15 protein-coding genes are annotated in these 17,188 nt (G+C 74.2%); 8 read left to right on the top strand and 7 right to left on the bottom strand.

What is annotated here, in order from left to right:
- The first annotated feature begins 476 nt into the window (after window positions 1-476).
- On the top strand, window positions 477-923 hold the full coding sequence (locus tag ACIQUR_RS34950; protein ID WP_399947284.1) for a PTS glucose transporter subunit IIA: 447 nt from the start codon (window positions 477-479) through the stop codon (window positions 921-923).
- 76 nt (window positions 924-999) lie between these two features.
- Window positions 1,000-2,670, top strand: coding sequence for a phosphoenolpyruvate--protein phosphotransferase (gene ptsP / locus ACIQUR_RS34945; protein WP_403673367.1), 1,671 nt, complete (start codon window positions 1,000-1,002; stop codon window positions 2,668-2,670).
- A gap of 91 nt (window positions 2,671-2,761) precedes the next feature.
- Here the strand turns inward: ptsP and ACIQUR_RS34940 are convergent, their stop codons facing one another.
- Window positions 2,762-3,661, bottom strand: a complete 900-nt coding sequence (locus ACIQUR_RS34940; protein ID WP_403673366.1) for a hypothetical protein — start codon at window positions 3,659-3,661, stop codon at window positions 2,762-2,764.
- Window positions 3,662-3,739: 78 nt separating this feature from the next.
- A complete protein-coding gene (locus ACIQUR_RS34935; RefSeq protein ID WP_403673364.1) occupies window positions 3,740-5,719 on the bottom strand; it encodes an acetoacetate--CoA ligase in 1,980 nt (659 codons plus the stop codon).
- Window positions 5,720-5,933: 214 nt separating this feature from the next.
- Here ACIQUR_RS34935 and ACIQUR_RS34930 point away from each other — a divergent pair, with 214 nt between their 5' ends.
- Together ACIQUR_RS34930 and ACIQUR_RS34925 are read left to right on the top strand one after the other, a co-directional pair.
- Window positions 5,934-8,420, top strand: a complete 2,487-nt coding sequence (locus tag ACIQUR_RS34930) for a glycoside hydrolase family 31 protein (protein WP_403673363.1) — start codon at window positions 5,934-5,936, stop codon at window positions 8,418-8,420.
- A gap of 49 nt (window positions 8,421-8,469) precedes the next feature.
- Entirely contained in the window at window positions 8,470-8,943 is a 474-nt protein-coding gene (locus ACIQUR_RS34925; RefSeq protein WP_403673361.1) for an Appr-1-p processing protein, read from the top strand.
- Window positions 8,944-8,966: 23 nt separating this feature from the next.
- On the opposite strand, the gene ACIQUR_RS34920 is transcribed toward ACIQUR_RS34925, so the two are convergent.
- Window positions 8,967-9,500, bottom strand: coding sequence for an NUDIX domain-containing protein (locus tag ACIQUR_RS34920; RefSeq protein ID WP_403673359.1), 534 nt, complete (start codon window positions 9,498-9,500; stop codon window positions 8,967-8,969).
- Window positions 9,501-9,662: 162 nt separating this feature from the next.
- On the opposite strand from ACIQUR_RS34920, the gene ACIQUR_RS34915 reads away from it, so the two are divergent.
- The 4 genes from ACIQUR_RS34915 (at window position 9,663) to ACIQUR_RS34900 (ending at window position 12,357) form a co-directional block, all read left to right on the top strand.
- On the top strand, window positions 9,663-10,400 hold the full coding sequence (locus ACIQUR_RS34915; RefSeq protein WP_403673358.1) for a M15 family metallopeptidase: 738 nt from the start codon (window positions 9,663-9,665) through the stop codon (window positions 10,398-10,400).
- Window positions 10,295-10,645: an Mpo1-like protein gene (locus ACIQUR_RS34910; protein WP_403673356.1), complete on the top strand. Its 351-nt coding sequence runs from the start codon at window positions 10,295-10,297 to the stop codon at window positions 10,643-10,645. Before ACIQUR_RS34915 ends, ACIQUR_RS34910 begins: the two co-directional genes overlap by 106 nt.
- Before the next feature lie 63 nt (window positions 10,646-10,708).
- Entirely contained in the window at window positions 10,709-11,170 is a 462-nt protein-coding gene (locus ACIQUR_RS34905) for a Zn-ribbon domain-containing OB-fold protein (RefSeq protein WP_403673354.1), read from the top strand.
- Complete coding sequence (locus tag ACIQUR_RS34900; RefSeq protein WP_403673352.1) at window positions 11,167-12,357, top strand: lipid-transfer protein; 1,191 nt, start codon at window positions 11,167-11,169, stop codon at window positions 12,355-12,357. The genes ACIQUR_RS34905 and ACIQUR_RS34900 overlap by 4 nt, the downstream gene beginning before the upstream one ends.
- Before the next feature lie 201 nt (window positions 12,358-12,558).
- Here ACIQUR_RS34900 and ACIQUR_RS34895 read toward each other — a convergent pair whose 3' ends face one another.
- Genes ACIQUR_RS34895 through ACIQUR_RS34880 form a run of 4 tightly spaced genes read right to left on the bottom strand, consistent with a single transcriptional unit; the run spans window position 12,559 to window position 16,990 of the window.
- Window positions 12,559-13,197 carry a GTP-binding protein gene (locus ACIQUR_RS34895; RefSeq protein WP_403673350.1) on the bottom strand — a complete coding sequence of 213 codons (639 nt, stop codon included), beginning with the start codon at window positions 13,195-13,197 and terminating at the stop codon, window positions 12,559-12,561.
- Complete coding sequence (locus ACIQUR_RS34890; protein WP_403673349.1) at window positions 13,178-13,696, bottom strand: DUF742 domain-containing protein; 519 nt, start codon at window positions 13,694-13,696, stop codon at window positions 13,178-13,180. Before ACIQUR_RS34890 ends, ACIQUR_RS34895 begins: the two co-directional genes overlap by 20 nt.
- Before the next feature lie 10 nt (window positions 13,697-13,706).
- Window positions 13,707-14,147 carry a roadblock/LC7 domain-containing protein gene (locus ACIQUR_RS34885; protein WP_399947304.1) on the bottom strand — a complete coding sequence of 147 codons (441 nt, stop codon included), beginning with the start codon at window positions 14,145-14,147 and terminating at the stop codon, window positions 13,707-13,709.
- Entirely contained in the window at window positions 14,144-16,990 is a 2,847-nt protein-coding gene (locus ACIQUR_RS34880) for a nitrate- and nitrite sensing domain-containing protein (RefSeq protein ID WP_403673346.1), read from the bottom strand. The genes ACIQUR_RS34885 and ACIQUR_RS34880 overlap by 4 nt, the downstream gene beginning before the upstream one ends.
- Between the last annotated feature and the right edge of the window lie 198 nt (window positions 16,991-17,188).

Below are 17,188 nucleotides of genomic sequence, written 5' to 3'. Positions count from 1 at the left end.
CTTCCTTCGTTTCCGACTCTATCAGATCTTTCCGACCCGATTTCCTCGGTGCTTTCCGGTTCCAGCGGCGTTTCCGACGCTTTTCCCTTTCGGCGTTTCCCACACTATCAGCGCTTTTCGCTCTCTCCGACCACTCGGACCGCAAGCATGCGGAACGAGCCGAAAGATCGAGATCTGATCAGCGAAGTTGAAGAAGTGGGTTGCCCACCCTCCGTCGATCACGTGGAACCACGTGGGCGGTCGGGCAGGACTTAAGACAGTACCTCTCGCCCGGTGTCGAAGCAAATCGATCCAGGCGTATGGTGGTCTAGTCCACCGGTCTAGTCCACTAGTCTCCAGGACCGAAGGGCCAGCCCAGGTAGGGACCAACACCGGGCGAACCCGGACTTCTTATGTCTTACCCTTCTAAACAGTACGCCGGACACATACGCATAGTGACGGCGACACGACGAAGCCCCACCCCTGGGAGGCCATCCATGACCACCGTGACGTCCCCTCTTGCCGGGCGTGCCATCGGACTCGCGGCAGTGCCCGATCCGGTGTTCTCCGGCGCGATGGTGGGTCCCGGTACCGCCATTGATCCCGTGCGCGAGCCTTCGGAGGCGGTGGCCCCCGTCGACGGCGTGGTCGTCTCCCTGCACCCGCACGCGTTCGTCGTCGTGGACTCCGAGGGCCACGGCGTCCTCACCCACCTGGGCATCGACACCGTCCAGCTCAACGGCGAGGGCTTCGAGCTGCTCGTCAACAAGGGCGACACCGTCACGCGCGGCCAGGCCGTCGTGAAGTGGAACCCGGCCGCCGTCGAGGCCGCCGGCAAGTCCCCCATCTGCCCGATCGTGGCCCTGGAGGCCACCGCCGACGCGCTCTCTGACGTCGTCGAGGGTGACGTGAAGGCCGGAGACAGCCTCTTCAGCTGGGCCTGACGCGCCCTTCGCCGCCAAGGCGAGTCGGACATCCATCGCGGCGGGCGGGTCCGCCGCACTATCGGAGACGGGTGAAATGGAGACAACGCTGCGAGGCGTCGGCGTGAGCCACGGTGTGGCGATCGGCGAGGTACGGCACATGGGCACGGCGGTACTCGAGCCGCCGGCCAAGCAGATCCCCGCGGAGGACGCGGAGCGCGAACAGGGGCGCGCTCGCAAGGCCGTGGAAGCCGTGGCGGCCGACCTCATCGCGCGCGGCCAGCTGGCCGGTGGCGAGGCCCAGCACGTGCTGGAGGCCCAGGCCATGATCGCGCAGGACCCGGAGCTCATGGCGGACGTGGACCGGCGCATCGCCGTCGGCAGCACGGCGGAGCGCGGGGTGTACGACGCCTTCGCCTCGTACCGCGAGCTGCTCGCCGGGGCCGGCGAGTACATGGCCGGCCGGGTGGCCGACCTCGACGACGTGCGCAACCGCATCGTGGCCCGGCTGCTGGGCGTGCCGATGCCGGGCGTGCCGGACAGCGACGAGCCGTACGTGCTGATCGCGCGGGACCTGGCGCCCGCCGACACGGCGCTGCTGGACCCCGCGCTGGTGCTCGGCTTCGTGACCGAGGAGGGCGGGCCGACCAGCCACAGCGCCATCCTCGCGCGGGCGCTGGGCGTCCCGGCCGTCGTGGCGCTGCCGGGTGCCGGTGAGCTGGCGGAGGGCACGGTCATCGCCGTCGACGGCAGCACGGGCGACATCTTCGTCGACCCGAGCCCGGAGAAGCGGGCCGAGCTGGAGGCCGCCGCGGCCGAGCGCAAGGCGGCGCTGGCCGCCTCGTCCGGTCCGGGCGCGACCTCGGACGGGCACAAGGTGCCGCTGCTGGCCAACGTCGGCGGTCCGGCGGACGTGCCGGCGGCCGTGGAGGCGGGGGCCGAGGGTGTCGGTCTCTTCCGTACGGAGTTCCTCTTCCTGGACGACAGCAAGAAGGCGCCGTCCGAGGAGAAGCAGATCGAGTCGTACCGCAAGGTGCTGGAGGCCTTCCCGGAGGGCCGGGTCGTGGTGCGCGTGCTGGACGCGGGCGCCGACAAGCCGCTCGACTTCCTGACCCCGGCCGACGAGCCGAACCCGGCGCTGGGCGTGCGGGGTCTGCGGAGCCTGCTGGACCACCCGGAGGTGCTGCGCACCCAGCTGACCGCCCTCGCTAAGGCGGCCCAGGGGCTGCCCGTGTACCTGGAGGTCATGGCCCCGATGGTGGCCGACCGGACGGACGCCAAGGCCTTCGCGGACGCCTGCCGCGAGGCGGGTCTCCAGGCGAAGTTCGGCGCGATGGTGGAGATCCCGTCCGCCGCGCTGCGCGCCCGCTCGATCCTCCAGGAGGTCGAGTTCCTGTCGCTGGGCACGAACGACCTGGCGCAGTACGCCTTCGCGGCCGACCGCCAGGTCGGTGCGGTGTCGCGCCTCCAGGACCCGTGGCAGCCGGCGCTGCTCGACCTGATCGCCATGTCCGCCGAGGCGGCCAGGGCCGAGGGCAAGAGCTGTGGTGTCTGCGGCGAGGCCGCGTCGGACCCGCTGCTCGCGTGTGTGCTGACGGGTCTGGGTGTGACCAGCCTGTCCATGGGTGCCGCCTCCATTCCGTACGTGCGGGCGACGCTGGCGAAGTACACGCTGGCCCAGTGCGAGCGTGCGGCCGCCGCGGCGCGTGCCGCGGATTCCGCCGACGAGGCGCGGGTGGCCGCGCAGGCGGTGCTGTCCGGCGAGTGAGCCGGTGACGCGCTGAGCTGCGTGGTGAGAGAGGGGAGGGGTTCCCGTCGCGAGGCGGGAGCCCCTCTCCTCTTTCGTGTCCGGCGCGGAGCTACTCGCGGGGGTGGTGCGGGACCTCGTGGTCGACGGGATAGCCGGCGCGGTGCTCGACGCCGGGCTCGGGCGGTACGAGTTCGCCGGTCTCGGCGTCGGTGCAGTAGGCGTTGAACACCTCGCCCGCGGTCAGGGGGCGGACCGCGCCGTGGTCCAGGCGCCAGGCGTGGACGCGGTCGGGGAGGTCCGGCGTGGTGCTGCGGAGGACCACTCCCCCGGGTCCGCGGAGCGCGAGTCCGGCGGCGAGGAGGGTGACGAAGTCGAGTGCTTCGCGGCTGTCGAGCCGGGGTGGACCGGCGTCCGCACCGGCGTCGGCGTGCAGGACGGTGGTCAGCTGCTCCTCGTCGGCGGGGATGCTGCAGACCAGGTGGTGGCGGCCGGGGCCGGCGCCGTCGACGAGGTGCTTCAGGAGGCGGGTGGCGCGGTCGAAGGAGGCCTGTCCGATGTCCTCGCCGCAGTGGGCGCAGGGGCCGAGGCCGGCCAGGAGGAGGGTGGCGTACTCCCACGTGGCCTGGCGGACGGTCTCGTCGATGACGAGCGTGGCGAGTTCCCCGATGGGCTGGCCTGTGAAGGGGACGCCGGCGCCGGTGCCGGCGACCTCGGCGGTGAAGCGGGTGCGGGCGGCGGCGGAGTCCGGGGCGAGCCGCTGGTCGCGGCAGTAGTCGGCGTAGTCCTCCGGGTCGAAGAGGGCGACCGTGGTGTGGATGCCCTGGGCGGCCAGTGATCTGAGGAGTCCTTCGACCTGCCGGAGGTAGGCCGGATGGTCCTCGAAGGGGAAGCTTTCGTACCGCGCCATGGCCGCGAAGTCCTCGGGGTCGGCGAGCAGGCCGACGGTGCTCGGGGCTTCGCGGCGCAGGCTGCGGCGCAGGTTTCCGGAGTGCTTGGCGTACGAGGCCATGGTGTCCCCCCACAACGGTGGCTGTCAGTGCTCACCCAACGTAACCGTGGGCACTGACAACGCCACCGTGCGTGAGGATCAGCGGCGGGTGCGGGCGAGTTCCTCGTAGAAGCGGAGGAGGTCGAGGTTGTCGACCGAGCCGGGGTTGACGGCCTTGGCGAGCGGGGTGCCCTGGAGCAGGCGCTTGACGGGGACCTCGATGCGCTTGCCGGTCAGGGTGTGCGGGATCGCGGGGACCTCGATGATCTCGTCGGGGACGTGGCGCGGGGAGAGCTGCTCGCGGATGGTGCGCTTGATGCGGTCGCGGAGGGCGTCGTCGAGGGCGGCGCCGGGGGCGAGGTGCACGAAGAGCGGCATCCAGTAGCCGCCGTTGGGCTCTTCCAGGCCGATGACCAGGGATTCCCTGATCTCGGGGAGGCGTTCGACGGCCTCGTAGATGTCGGCGGATCCCATCCGGACGCCCTGGCGGTTGAGGGTGGAGTCGGACCGGCCGTGGATGATCACGGAACCGTGGTCGGTGATCGTGATCCAGTCCCCGTGGCGCCAGGCGCCGGCGAACATCTCGAAGTAGCTGTCGCGGTAGCGGCTGCCGTCGGGGTCGTTCCAGAAGTGGATCGGCATGGACGGCATGGGGTTGGTGACGACGAGCTCGCCGACCTCTCCGATGAGGGGCTTGCCGGAGGGGTCCCAGGACTGGAGGTCGGTGCCGAGGCAGGGGGCCTGGAGTTCGCCGATGTGGACGGGGAGGGTGGGGACGGCGCCGGCGAAGCAGCTGCACACGTCGGTGCCGCCGCTGACCGAGGCGATCCAGAGGTCTTCCGCGACCTCGTCGTGGAGCCAGCGGAAGCCGTCGGGCGGCAGGGGCGAGCCGGTGGTGGCGACGCACTTGACGGTGGAGAGGTCGTGGTCGCGGGCGGGGTGGACGTCCGCCTTGCGGCAGGCCATGACGTAGGCGGCCGAGGTCCCGAAGAGGGTGGCGCGGGTGCGCTCGGCGATCCGCCACTGGGCGCCGGTCTCGGGGTAGCCGGGGCTGCCGTCGTAGAGGACGACCGTGGTGCCGGTGAGCAGGCCGGAGACGAGGAAGTTCCACATCATCCAGCCGGTGGAGGTGTACCAGAAGAACCGGTCCTCCGGGCCGAGGTCGCAGTGCAGGCCGAGCTGCTTGAGGTGTTCCAGGAGGATGCCGCCCTGGGACTGGACGATGGCCTTGGGGAGGCCGGTGGTACCGGAGGAGTAGAGGACCCAGAGGGGGTGGTCGAAGGGGACGGCCTCGAAGACGGGCTCGTCGGCGCCGGCGGTCAGCTCGTCCCAGGTGAGGGCGCCGTCGGGGGCTTCGGTGCCCAGGAGCGGGATGTGGACGACGGCGCGGAGGGAGGGGAGCTCGGCGCGGAGTTCGGCGACGGTGTCGCGGCGGTCGTGCTCCTTGCCGCCGTAGCGGTAGCCGTCGACGGTGAAGAGGACGACCGGTTCGACCTGCTGGAAGCGGTCGAGGACGCTGCGGGCGCCGAAGTCGGGGGCGCAGGAGGTCCAGACGGCGCCGACGGCGGCGGTGGCGAGGAGCGCGGTGACGGCCTGCGGGATGTTGGGGACGTAGCCGCTGACGCGGTCGCCGGGGCGGACACCGAGTTCGCGCAGGCGGGCGGCCAGGGCGCCGACCTGGCGGCGCAGCTCGGCCCAGGTGACGGGTTCGGGGTCGTGGGTCTCGTCGACGTACAGCAGGGCGGCGTCGCCGGCGCGGGACGGGTCCTCCGCGGCACGCAGGGCGTGCTCGGCGTAGTTGAGGGCGGCGCCGGGGAACCACTGGGCGCCGGGCATGGCGCGGTCGCCGAGGACGCGCTCGTACGGGGTGGTGAAGCGGACGTCGAACCAGTCGGCGACGGCGCGCCAGAAGGTGTCGAGCTCGTCGACGGACCAGCGGTGGAGCGCGGCGTAGCCGCCGTCGGCGGGCGCCCCGTACCGCTCGGCGGCCCAGCTCTGGAAGGCCGTGATCCGGGCGGCGGCGATCCGCTCGGGGCTCGGCTGCCAGAGGGGTGCGGGCTGCGGAGTGGCTGCGGTCATGGGTCTTCGGCTCCCGGTGTTCGGCGGCTCTGCGCGGGGTCTGCGTACGGTGCCGGCGCGCGCGGGGTGGTGCGCGTCAGGCTCAGAGGGACCATGCCACGTGATCGACATCCGCACCAGAGCGGGTGGCCACAGGTCGGCGGGGTCCCGGATGTGGGTGAACGCCAGTTGAACGGAGCCCGCGCGGCCGGGGGCGGGTGGCAGGGTGATCGGCATGGACGCTCGTGATCTCGTACGGACGGTGAAGGACGCCGGAACGGCCCGTGGCCTGCGCGCTCTGCGCACGGCCTGGCGGCACGACCGGGCGGACGCGGCGGCGCTGCCGCGGCGGGGTGCGGAGCGGGCGCGGGTGCCGGGGGCGCTGACGGGTGCCGAGCCGCTGCCCGGTGGCGGGGTGCTGAGGTTCGCCCGTTCGGAGCTGCGGGTGATGGTCGCGGTGGGCGGCGCGGTGTTCTGGGGGTGGGACGGGGCGGGGTGGGTGCCGTCGTACGCGCTGGCGGGCGGCGGGCCGGAGCCGGATCCACGGGCGGTGCTGGAGCCGGACACGGACGGTGGCTGGCGGGTGGTGTCGGAGCGGGTGACCGTCGTGGTCTCGCGGACCGGGGCGGTGGAGGTGCGGACGCCGGGGGGCGCGATGCTGCGGCGGGAGCTGCCGCCGCGCTGGTGGGAGCCGGTGGGGGAAGCGGTGGACGGGGGTCCGCGGGCCGGGGCGGCGGGGGCCGGAGGCGGGGCGCCGGAGCCCGGAGGGGCCGGAGGCGGGGCGCCGGGGGGTGGGGCGGCCGGCGACGGGGTCGACGGGGTGCCCGGCGGGGCTGCGGGGCGCGGGGCGGGCAGCGGGGCGCGGTGGCTGGCGCGGGCCGAGGTGCCGGCGGACGCGCGGTTCTTCGGGCTGGGTGGGCGGGCCTCGGGGCCCCGGCTGCGGGACGGCACGTACCGGCTGTGGAACACGGACCCGCGGGGCGGGTTCGGCCCGGAGGACGACCCGCTGTACATCACGATGCCGGTGCAGGTGGTGGTGTCGGACGCGGGGACGCACCTGATGTTCCACGACAGCACGTGGGACGGGCGGGTGACGCTGCGCGAGGGCGAGGAGGGCGCGGGGTCGGGTCAGGACCGGCCGGGTGTGTCCGAGCTGCGCATGGAGGGCGGTCCGCTGCGGGGCTGGGTGCTGGTGGGGACGCCGGCGCGGGTGCTGCGGGGGTGGGCCGCCCTGACGGGGGCGCCAGCGGTGCCGCCGTCCTGGGCGCTGGGGTACCAGCACGCGCGGTGGGGGTTCGGCAGCGAGCGCGAGGTGCGGCGGGTGGTGGCCGGGTACCGGGAGCGGGGGCTGCCGCTGGCGGCCGTGCACCTGGACATCGACCACTACGCCGGGCACCGGGTGTTCACCGTGGACCGGGAGCGGTTCCCGGATCTTCCGGCGCTGGCCGGGGAGTTGCGGGAGCAGGGCGTGCGGCTGGTGTCGATCGTGGACCCGGCCGTCAAGGCGGAGCCGGGGGACGCGGTGTACGAAGGGGGGCGCGCGGCCGGGGCGTTCGTGCGGGACGCGCGCGGGCGCGAGGTGCGGGGGGAGGTGTGGCCGGGTGAGTGCGTGTACCCGGACTTCACCGATCCGGCGGCGCGGGAGTGGTGGGGCGGACTGTACGAGGAGCGGCTGGCGCAGGGCTTCTCGGGGGTGTGGCACGACATGAACGAGCCGGTGTCGTTCCGGCCGTTCGGGGACATGACGCTGCCGCGGTCGGCACGGCACGCGCTGGAGGGGGCGGGCGGCGACCACCGCGCCGCGCACAACGTGTACGGGCTGGCCATGGCGCGGGCCGGGTACGAGGCGCTGGTGCGGCTGCGCCCGGCGGAGCGGCCGTTCCTGTTCTCGCGGTCGGGTTGGGCGGGGATGCAGCGGTACGGGGGCACGTGGTCCGGTGACGTGGAGACGGGGTGGCCGGGGCTGCGGGCCTCGCTGGCGCTGGTGCTGGGGCTGGGGCTGTGCGGGGTGCCGTACTCGGGTCCCGACGTGGGCGGGTTCGGGGGTTCGCCGTCGCCGGAGCTGTACCTGCGGTGGTTCCAGCTGGGGGCGTACCTGCCGCTGTTCCGCACCCATGCCGCGATCTGGGCGGGGCGCCGGGAGCCGTGGGAGTTCGGGGCGGAGGTGCTGGAGCACGCGCGGGCGGCGCTCGCGGAACGGGAGCGGCTGCGGCCGTATTTCGTGACGCTGGCGCAGCTGGCCCACCGGACCGGGGCGCCGTACGTGCGGCCGGTGTGGTGGGGGGCTCCGGAGGACCGGGCGCTGCGGGACTGCGAGGACGCGTTCCTGCTGGGGGACGCGCTGCTGGTGGCTCCGGTGCTGGAACCGGGTGCGGACCGGCGGGCGGTGCGGCTGCCGCGGGGCCGGTGGTACGACACGGCCACCGGGGCCGCGTACGAGGGTCCGGGGCAGGTGCTGCTGGACGCGCCGGCGGGGCGGGTCCCGGTGCTGGCGCGGGCGGGTGCGGTGGTGCCGGTGCGGGGCGCGGCAGGTCTGGAGCTGGAGGTGTGGGCGCCGGCGCTCGGCCGGACCGGGGGCGGTCTCCTGGTACGGGACGAGGGCGACGGCTTCGCGCTGCCGGAGCTGGAGCGGTTCGTCGCGCGGTGGGCGGGCGGCCAGGTCTGGGTGGAGCGCGAGGACGGCACGGCCCCGGAGCTGCCGGTGCGGGTGCGGGGGGTGTGACGGGGGGCTTCGCCACCGGGCTGTCAGTGGTGGGGGCGAGCATGGGGTGGTGAGGGAACTCGAGATCATCGCCGGGGACGCGACCGTCCCCCGGGCCAAGGGGCCGAAGATCATCGCGCACGTCTGCAACGACCTGGGCGGCTGGGGCAAGGGCTTCGTCCTCGCCCTCTCGCGCCGGTGGCCGGAGCCGGAGCGGGACTACCGCCGCTGGCACCGGGAGCGGGCGGGGAACGACTTCGGGCTGGGCGCGGTACGACTCGTCCGCGTCCGGGAGGACACGTGGGTCGCCAACATGGTCGGCCAGCGGGGGATCAGGACCGGTAGCGGGGGCCTGCCGATCCGGTACGACGCCGTGGCGCGGTGCCTGGGCGCGCTCGCCGGGCACGCGACGGAGCTGGGGGCCTCCGTGCACATGCCGCGGATCGGGTGCGGGCTGGCCGGCGGGAAGTGGGAGCGGATCGAGCCGCTGGTCACGCAGGAGCTGTGCGCGCGGGACGTGGCGGTGACCGTGTACGACCGTTGAGCCGCGCGCACCCGGCGGACGGGTCAGGCGGGGTGACGGGCGGTGGGGGTGTAGCTGCCGGCGAACCAGGCGGCGGCGGCTTGGGTGTGGAGGGGGAAGGCCAGGGGGGCGGGGGTGCGGAGGGTATGCCAGCCGGTGGTCTCGGCGGTGGGGACCGGGGGCGGGAGTGCGGTGCGGGGGCGGGGCGGGAGGAGGCCGAAGAGGAGGAGGTGGCCGGCCGGGGAGCTGAGCGCGTCGGCGAGCTCGACCTGGTCCGCGGGGGCCTCGATGCCGGTCTCCTCGCGGAGTTCGCGGACGACGGCGGTCCGCCAGTCCTCGCCGTGGTCGATGAAGCCGCCGGGGAGGGCGGTGCCGCCGCGGGCGGGTTCGATCGTGCGGGTGATGACCACCAGGCCGGTGCCCTCGTCGTCCACGACGGGGAGCAGGGCCACCGCGACGGGCAGCGGGTTGCGGTACGCCACGGTCGCGCAGGCGGGGCAGGTGCGGGGCCACGCCGCGGCGGGCGGGTAGGGGGCTCCGCAGGCGGAGCAGTGCGAGTCCTTCACCGGTGCTGACACGGTGGGGATGGTAGAGCAAGGACCATGCGATGGATGCCTGTCGGGGGGTTTCGGGGGTTCCGGGTCCGGTTGGTGGGACTGGTGTGTGTGGTGGTGCTCGTGGGGGCGGGTGGCGCCGGGGCCTCCGGTGGGGGGTCCGCCGGGCTCGTGGCGTTGCGGGACGTGGACCCGAGTGTGGCCGAGGACATGCGGTACGCCTCGGAGCACAACTTCCTCGGGGTGCGGGTGGACGGGTACGAGGAGGGGGTCTGCCTGCTCACGCGGGAGGCGGCCGGGGCGCTGGCGCGGGCGCAGCGGGCGCTGCTGGCCCGGGGGTTCGGACTCAAGGTGTACGACTGCTACCGGCCGCGGCGGGCGGTGGCGCACTTCGTGCGGTGGGCGCGGGATCCGGCGGACCAGCGGACCAAGGCGGAGTTCTACCCGCGGGTGGAGAAGGGCCGGCTGTTCGAGCTGGGGTACATCGCCGAGCGGTCCGCGCACAGCAGGGGCAGCACCGTGGACGTGACGCTGGTGCGGCTGCCGGGCCTGGGCGGCAGCGGCACGGCCGGGGGCGGCCGGGAGGTGGACATGGGGGGTGCGTTCGACCTCTTCGACACCCTTTCCCACACCGACGACCGCCGGGTGACGGCGGAGCAGCGGGCGGGGCGGATGCGACTCAAGAACGCCCTTGAGGCCGAGGGGTTCGTCAACCTGCCCGAGGAGTGGTGGCACTTCACCCTCCGGCCCGAGCCCTTCCCCGAAACCTCCTTCGACGTACCGGTCACGTTGTCGGCGGGCCGCAGTACCGTCGGGACATGGCAGCAGAGCGCTCTTTCGAGTCGTACGAGGAATTCTGGCCCTACTACGTCGCCATGCACTCCCGCGCCGCCACCCGCTGGCTGCACCTGGCGGGGACGCTGACCGGCCTGGCCGTCACGGTGTACGGGCTGGCGCGCGGGCGGAAGCGGTACGCCGCGGCACTCCCCCTCATCGGGTACGGCACCGCCTGGCCGGCGCACTACCTGATCGAGGGGAACAACCCGGCGACCTTCGGGCATCCCGCGTGGTCGCTGCGCGGCGACGCGCAGATGATACGGATGATGCTGGCCGGGCGGGACGCCGAGCTGGCCGAGACAGCCGAGAAGTGGCTGGCGGAGAACCGCTGACCCGCGGGCCCGCCCCGTGGCAGACTTCTGACGTATCGTCAGATCAGATGCCGGGGAGGGGTCTTGGCGCGCACACGCACACCGGTCGTGGCCGGTTGGTTCACCCACGTCACGCTCGCGTCGGGCGAGGAGGAGTTCCGCCTGCTGGGCACCCGGTGCACGGCCTGCGCCTCGGTGTTCTTCCCGCGGGAGGACTCCTTCTGCCGCAACCCGGCCTGCGCCGGCGGTGAGCTGGCGGAGGTGCCGCTGTCGCGGCGCGGCCGCGTCTGGTCGTACACCGACGGCAGGTACCGCCCGCCTGCCCCGTACGTCTCCGATCCGGACACCCCCTGGGAGCCGTACACGCTGCTCGCCGTGGAGCTGGAGGCGGAGCGGATGGTGGTGCTCGGACAGGCGGAGCCCGGCGTGACCACGGCCGACCTGGAGGTCGGGATGACCGTGGAGGTGGTGCCGGGCGTGCTCGACGAGGACGCGGACACGGTGTGGACCACCTGGCGGTTCCGGCCCGTGGAGGTGCGGTCGTGAGCGGCGACGTGGCGGTGCTCGGTGCGGGGATGCACCCCTGGGGCAAGTGGGGGCGCAGCTTCGTCGAGTACGGGACGGCGGCCGCGCGGGCCGCGCTGGCCGACGCGGGCCTGGAGTGGTCCGACGTGGGCTCGGTGGTGGGCGCGGACACGGTGCGCGGCGGCTACCCGGGCTACGTCGCCGGGGCCACCTTCGCGCGGGCGCTCGGCTGGCAGGGCGCGCGGGTGACCAGCGTGTACGCGGCCTGCGCCTCGGGGGCCCAGGCGGTGGGCGCGGCGCGGGCGCAGATCCTCGCGGGGCTGGCGGACGTGGTGCTCGTGGTGGGCGCGGACTCGGCGCCCAAGGGGTTCTTCGCACCGGCCGGCGGGGACCGGCCGGACGACCCGGACTGGGTGCGGTTCCGCGTACTGGGCGCGACCAACCCGGCGTACTTCGGGCTGTACGCGCGCCGGCGGATGGCCGTGTACGGCGACACCCCGGAGGACTTCGCGCTGGTCAAGGTGAAGAACGCGGCGGCCGGGGCGCTCAATCCGAACGCCCGGTACCGCAAGCCCGTCACGGCGGAGGAGGTCGCGGCCTCGGCCGTGGTGGCCGATCCGCTGCGGCTGCTCGACATCTGCGCCACCTCGGACGGGGCGGCGGCGCTGGTGCTGACCAGCATGGACTTCGCCCGCTCCCGCGGGGTGGCCGATCCGGTGCGGATCCGGGCGGTGTCGACCGTGACCCCGACCTACCCGCGCACGGTGCTCGACCTCCCGGACATCGGCACCGACTCCGCGGTGGCCGTCGAGCCCGCGCCGGGGAGCTTCCGCTCGTCCATCGCGGCCGCCGCCTACGAGGAGGCGGGACTGGGGCCCGCGGACCTGTCCCTGGCCGAGGTGTACGACCTGTCCACCGCGCTGGAGCTGGAGTGGTACGAGGACATCGGCCTGTGCGCGGAGGGCGAGGGCGCCAAGCTGGTGCGCGAGGGGGCGACGGCCCTGGGCGGGCGGATCCCGGTGAACGCCAGCGGCGGGCTCGCCTCCTTCGGCGAGGCCGTGCCGGCCCAGGCGATCGCCCAGGTGTGTGAGCTGACCTGGCAGCTGCGCGGCACGGCGGGCGGGCGGCAGGTCCCCGGGGCGCGGGCCGGGATCACCGCGAACCAGGGCCTCTTCGGGCACGGGTCGGCGATCGTGGCGGTCCGGTGAGCGGTCCGGCCCGTCCGCTCCGCGGGGAGTCCGGCCGGCCCTCGGTGGCTCCCCGGAGTGATCCCGGCACGGACTGCAGCGAGGGTGCTTGACGGGCCCCCGCAGCGGGAGAACACTCCTTGGACACCGCACGCGGCCCGTACCCCAGTCGGCGGGGGTACGGGCCGCGTTGCCCTGCGTACGGGCCTTCGCCGCCGGTGGTCAGGCGCGGGCCGGCGCCCGGTGGGCGCGGGCCAGGTCGAGGGCGTGCTCCACGACCGCGGCCAGCACCTCCTTCGCGGAGGAGCGCTGCCGTGCGTCGCAGAGCAGCACCGGGACCTCGGGGTCCAGGTCGAGGGCCTGGCGGACCGTCTCGGCGGGGTGCCGGTCGGCGCCGTCGAAGCAGTTCACGGCGACGACGAAGGCGATCCCGCGCCGCTCGAAGTAGTCCACGGCGGCGAAGCAGTCCTGGAGCCGCCGGGTGTCGGCGAGCACCACCGCGCCGAGCGCGCCCTGCGCCAGCTCGTCCCACAGGAACCAGAAGCGGTCCTGGCCGGGCGTGCCGAACAGGTACAGCACGAGGTCGTCGCGCAGGGTGATCCGCCCGAAGTCCATCGCGACGGTGGTGGTGCTCTTGCCCTCCACCCCCACCGTGTCGTCAACCGGCCGGCCCGCCTCCGAGAGGGTCTCCTCGGTGCGCAGCGGCCGGATCTCGCTGACGGCGCTGACCAGAGTGGTCTTGCCGACCCCGAAGCCGCCCGCGACGAGGATCTTCAGGGTCAGGGGTTCCACCGGAGCGGGGCCGCCCGCGCCGGTGTGCGGGGTGGTGCCGGCGGGCCGGCTAGAGCGCCCGAAGGCCATCGATCACCTCACGGAGAATGGATTCGTCGGGCAGTTCCGCCGGCGGGACCGGCCGGGTGACGTGCACCAGCCGGTCGTCGACGAGGTCGCCGATGAGGACACGGACCACCCCGACCGGCAGGTCGAGTTCGGCCGCGAGCTCGGCGACCGACTGGGGCCTGGTCCGGCACAGGCCGAGGATGTCGGCGTGCTCCGGGGACAGGGTCTGCTCCCAGTCGGGGTCCTCGTCGGGCTCCGCGACGACGAGGGCGATCAGGTCGAGCCTGAGGCGGCCGGCGCTGCTGGTCCGGCCGCGGGTCATCGCGTACGGACGGACCACCGGGCCCGCCTCGTCGTCGAACCAGTGCGCCGGGTCCTCGCGGTACTCCCCCGCGGACCCGTCCGCGGGCTCCGGGCCGGGAGCCGGGAACGCGTCCGGCGGGGAGGGCTCGGGAGCCGGGAACGCGTCCGCCGGGTCCTCGGGGTGGTACGGGGTGGGGATCGGACCTGTGGCCGTCATGCGGTCCGCCTCACCCTCCGGCTGGGGCCCCGCCGCGCGGCGCGGTCGCCAGGTGGGCGCCCACTCGCTTGACCATCAGGGTCATCTCGTACGCGACCTGGCCGACGTCGGAGTCCGCGTCGGACAGGACGGCCAGGCAGCTGCCGTCGCCCGCGGCCGTGACGAAGAGGAAGGCCTCGTCGAGCTCGACCACGGTCTGGCGGACCTGGCCCGCCTCGAAGTGGCGGCCGACGCCCTTGGCCAGGCTGTGGAAGCCGGAGGCGACGGCGGCCAGGTGCTCGCTGTCCTCGCGGGTGAGGTCCTTGGAGCGGCCGGTCGGCAGTCCGTCCCCGGAGAGGACCAGCGCCTTGCGGATGCTGCCGACCCGGTCGACCAGCTCGTCGAGGAGCCAGTTCAGCTGGCCGTCGCCCCGGCTGCCGGATTCGTGCGCTGCGGTCTGCGGTGCGGTCATCGACCGTCCCCCTCCGATGTGCTGCTTGCGTTGCGTGGGTCGTTCAGGGCTGGACCGGGCGGCTGCCCGGCGTTGTGCCGTCGGCCCGCCTGCCAGCCACGCTGGAGGGCGGACATCCTGCTGCGCACTTCCTCCGCGTCCCGGTCGTCGGCCGGTCCGGTCGGAGCGGGCGCCGGCGGCGCGTCCTTGAGCTGCGGTGCCAGGCTGGCCTGGCGGATGCGGCGGGGCAGTCCGCCGGGGCCGGTGGCCGGCTCGCCGCCGGGGGCCTGCTCGCCGCCCGCGGGGCGGGCGGGCAGGGTGGCGCGGTCCGGGACCGCCGGGGCCTGGGGGCCGGTGCCCCGGGAGGCCGGGCGTGCGGTCCGGGCCGGGCCGCCCTCGCGGACGGGTGCCGGTTCCGTGGGGGCCGGCTGGGGCACGACCGACACCGGGCGGGGGTCGACGCGGCGCCCGTGGTCGGCCACCAGGGTCGGCGTGCGGCGCCGGCGCGGCAGCGGCACGGGGCCGCCGGCGACCGGCCGGGCGGCGTCGGTACGGGCGGCGTCGGTACGGGCGGCCTCCAGGCGCGGGCCCTCGGTCCGGCCGCCGTCGCCGGGTACGCCGTCCAGGCGGGCGGTCTCCAGCCGTACGGGGCCGCCGGCGGGACGTTCCTGCGCCGCCGTGCCGGGGCGGGCGCCGCCGAGCAGGCCGCCGCGGGAGGGGGCGTCGTCGATGCCCGGGATGCCGTCGAGCACCTCGGCGTCGTCCAGGCCCAGCACGCTGATCGGGGCCTCCAGCTCGACCGGGCCGTCCAGCACCATCGAGGGGCCGGCCTGCACGGGTACGCCGGCCAGGCCGGGCCGCCGCGGTGCGCCGGGCAGGCCGGGGGTACCGCTGCCGCGGCCGGAGCCGACGGCCCTGCGCTCGTCGCGGTCGGACCTGTCGAGGCGGAAGCCGGTGCCGTTGGTCTCGGGCGCCTCGGTGAGCAGGGGCGCCGGGATGAACACGACGGCGGTGGTGCCGCCGTACGGGGACGTCTGGAGCGAGACGCGGACGGAGTGGCGCTGGGCGAGGCGGCTGACCACGAACAGGCCGAGCCGGTCGGTGTCGGAGAGCTCGAACTCCGGGGTCTCGGCGAGCCGGAGGTTCGCATCGAGCAGGGCCTCGGGCGCCATGCCCAGGCCGCGGTCGTGGATCTCCAGGGTGAAGCCGTTCGCCACGCGTTCGCCGAGCACCTGCACCGCGGTGTGCGGGGGCGAGAACACGGTGGCGTTCTCGATGAGTTCGGCGATCAGGTGGGTGAGGTCGGCGACGGCCGGCCCGGCGATGCCGAGCCGGGGCAGCCGCCGGACCTCGATGCGCTCGTAGTCCTCGACCTCGGCGACGGCGGCCCGTACCACGTCCATCAGCTGGACCGGCTTGCGCCACTGGCGGGAGGGGGCGGCGCCGGAGAGGATCACCAGGCCCTCGGCGTGGCGGCGCATGCGGGTGGTCATGTGGTCGAGGCGGAAGAGGTCGGCGAGCTCCTCGGCGTCCTCGGTACGCCGTTCCATGGTGTCCAGCAGGGTCAGCTGGCGGTGGAGCAGCACCTGGTTGCGGCGGGCGAGGTTGACGAACACCTCGGAGACGCCGCGGCGGAGCTCGGCCTGCTTGACGGCGGCCTCGACGGCGGCGCGCTGGAGGGTGTTGAGGGCCTTGCCGACCTGGCCGACCTCGTCCTTGTCGTACTCCAGGCGGGGCGCCTCCGTCTCGACGTCGACCTGCTCGCCGGCCGCGAGGCGGCGCATCACGCTGGGCAGGCGGACGCCGGACACCTCGTGGGCCTCCTTGCGCAGCCGGGAGAGGTCGCGTACCAGGTCGCGGCCGATGCGCACGGAGAGCAGGACGGAGACCAGCAGGGCGAGGAAGCCGAGGAAGCCGGCGATGGCGGCCTTGAGGAGCACGAGGTGGGCCTGGGGCTCGACGCGCTGCTGGTAGCGGTCGCCGGCCTGGGTGCCCATTTCACCGAGCTTGTCGAGGACCTGGCCGGTCGCCTCCTTCCACTCGGCGGCGGTCACGGCGCGCGGGCGCTTGGTGGGGCCCTGCGCGATGAAGCCCTCCTCGGCGTCGCGCAGCGGGCGCGTCTCGGGGCTGAGCCAGAACTTCTCGAAGCGCTCGCGCTCCTCGCCGGGCAGCACTTCGAGGTTGAAGGCGTAGAGCAGGCGGCGGTTGGCGATCAGGTCGGAGACGGTCCGGGTGTCCTGGGCGGTGACCCGGCGGGCGGCCAGCGCGGCGGCGATCACGGCGTCCTCGCGCGACAGGGTCTCGCGGGCGCGGGTGATGCCGACCAGGGCGCGGCCCTGCTTGTCCATCTCCACGTTGTCGAGGCCGTGGAGGTTCATCAGGAACGTGTAGCAGGGGTCGACCAGCCGGTTGTAGAGCTCCAGGGCCTGGTCGGGGTCGAGTTCGGTGCGGTCGACGGAGCGGCGCAGCGCCTCGATCTCCTCGAACGCGTCGAGGATGGAGTTCAGCCGGCGGGAGGTGTCCGAGGACAGCTCCTCCTGGACGTCCGGGTCGAGGGCGTCGCGGCGGATCTTCGCGACCACCTTGTCGGTGGCGGTGCGGCGGCGCGCCAGCTCGGCGAGTTCCTGGGAGGCGCGCGGGTCGCCGAGGAGCACGAGGCTCTGGCGGCGCTCCTTCTGGATGACCCGGACCACGTCCTCGACGGGGTAGCCGACCTTCTCGATCACGAAGGCGACGTCGAGGAGTTGGGCGGCCTCGCGGCCCGTGATGACGGTGGCGAAGCCCCACATGGCCGTCAGGGAGACGAGCGGCACAAGCAGCAGCGCCACGATCTTCCGGCGGATGGTTCCCCCGCGAAAGCGCATGGCCTCCCCCAGCTCAACCCCCGCGTGCGGGGTAGGTGTTCCGTCAATAAACGGCGTGAGCCTACTACTGCCCCGCTGGCAACTCGAAGGCGTGTCCGGACGTTTTCGGCCGGAGCCCTGGACGAAGATCACCAGTTGTCCGATACTTCCGGTCAAGAGCAGCCCGAAATGTGGCACATGACACCTGGTGGGGCGTCA

Origin of the sequence: Streptomyces sp. NPDC101132 (assembly GCF_044759225.1) — a bacterium.
Classification (GTDB): Bacteria; Actinomycetota; Actinomycetes; order Streptomycetales; family Streptomycetaceae; genus Streptomyces.
Note: the sequence above shows the minus strand (reverse complement) of the source record. Positions and strands in the feature narration are given on the sequence as shown.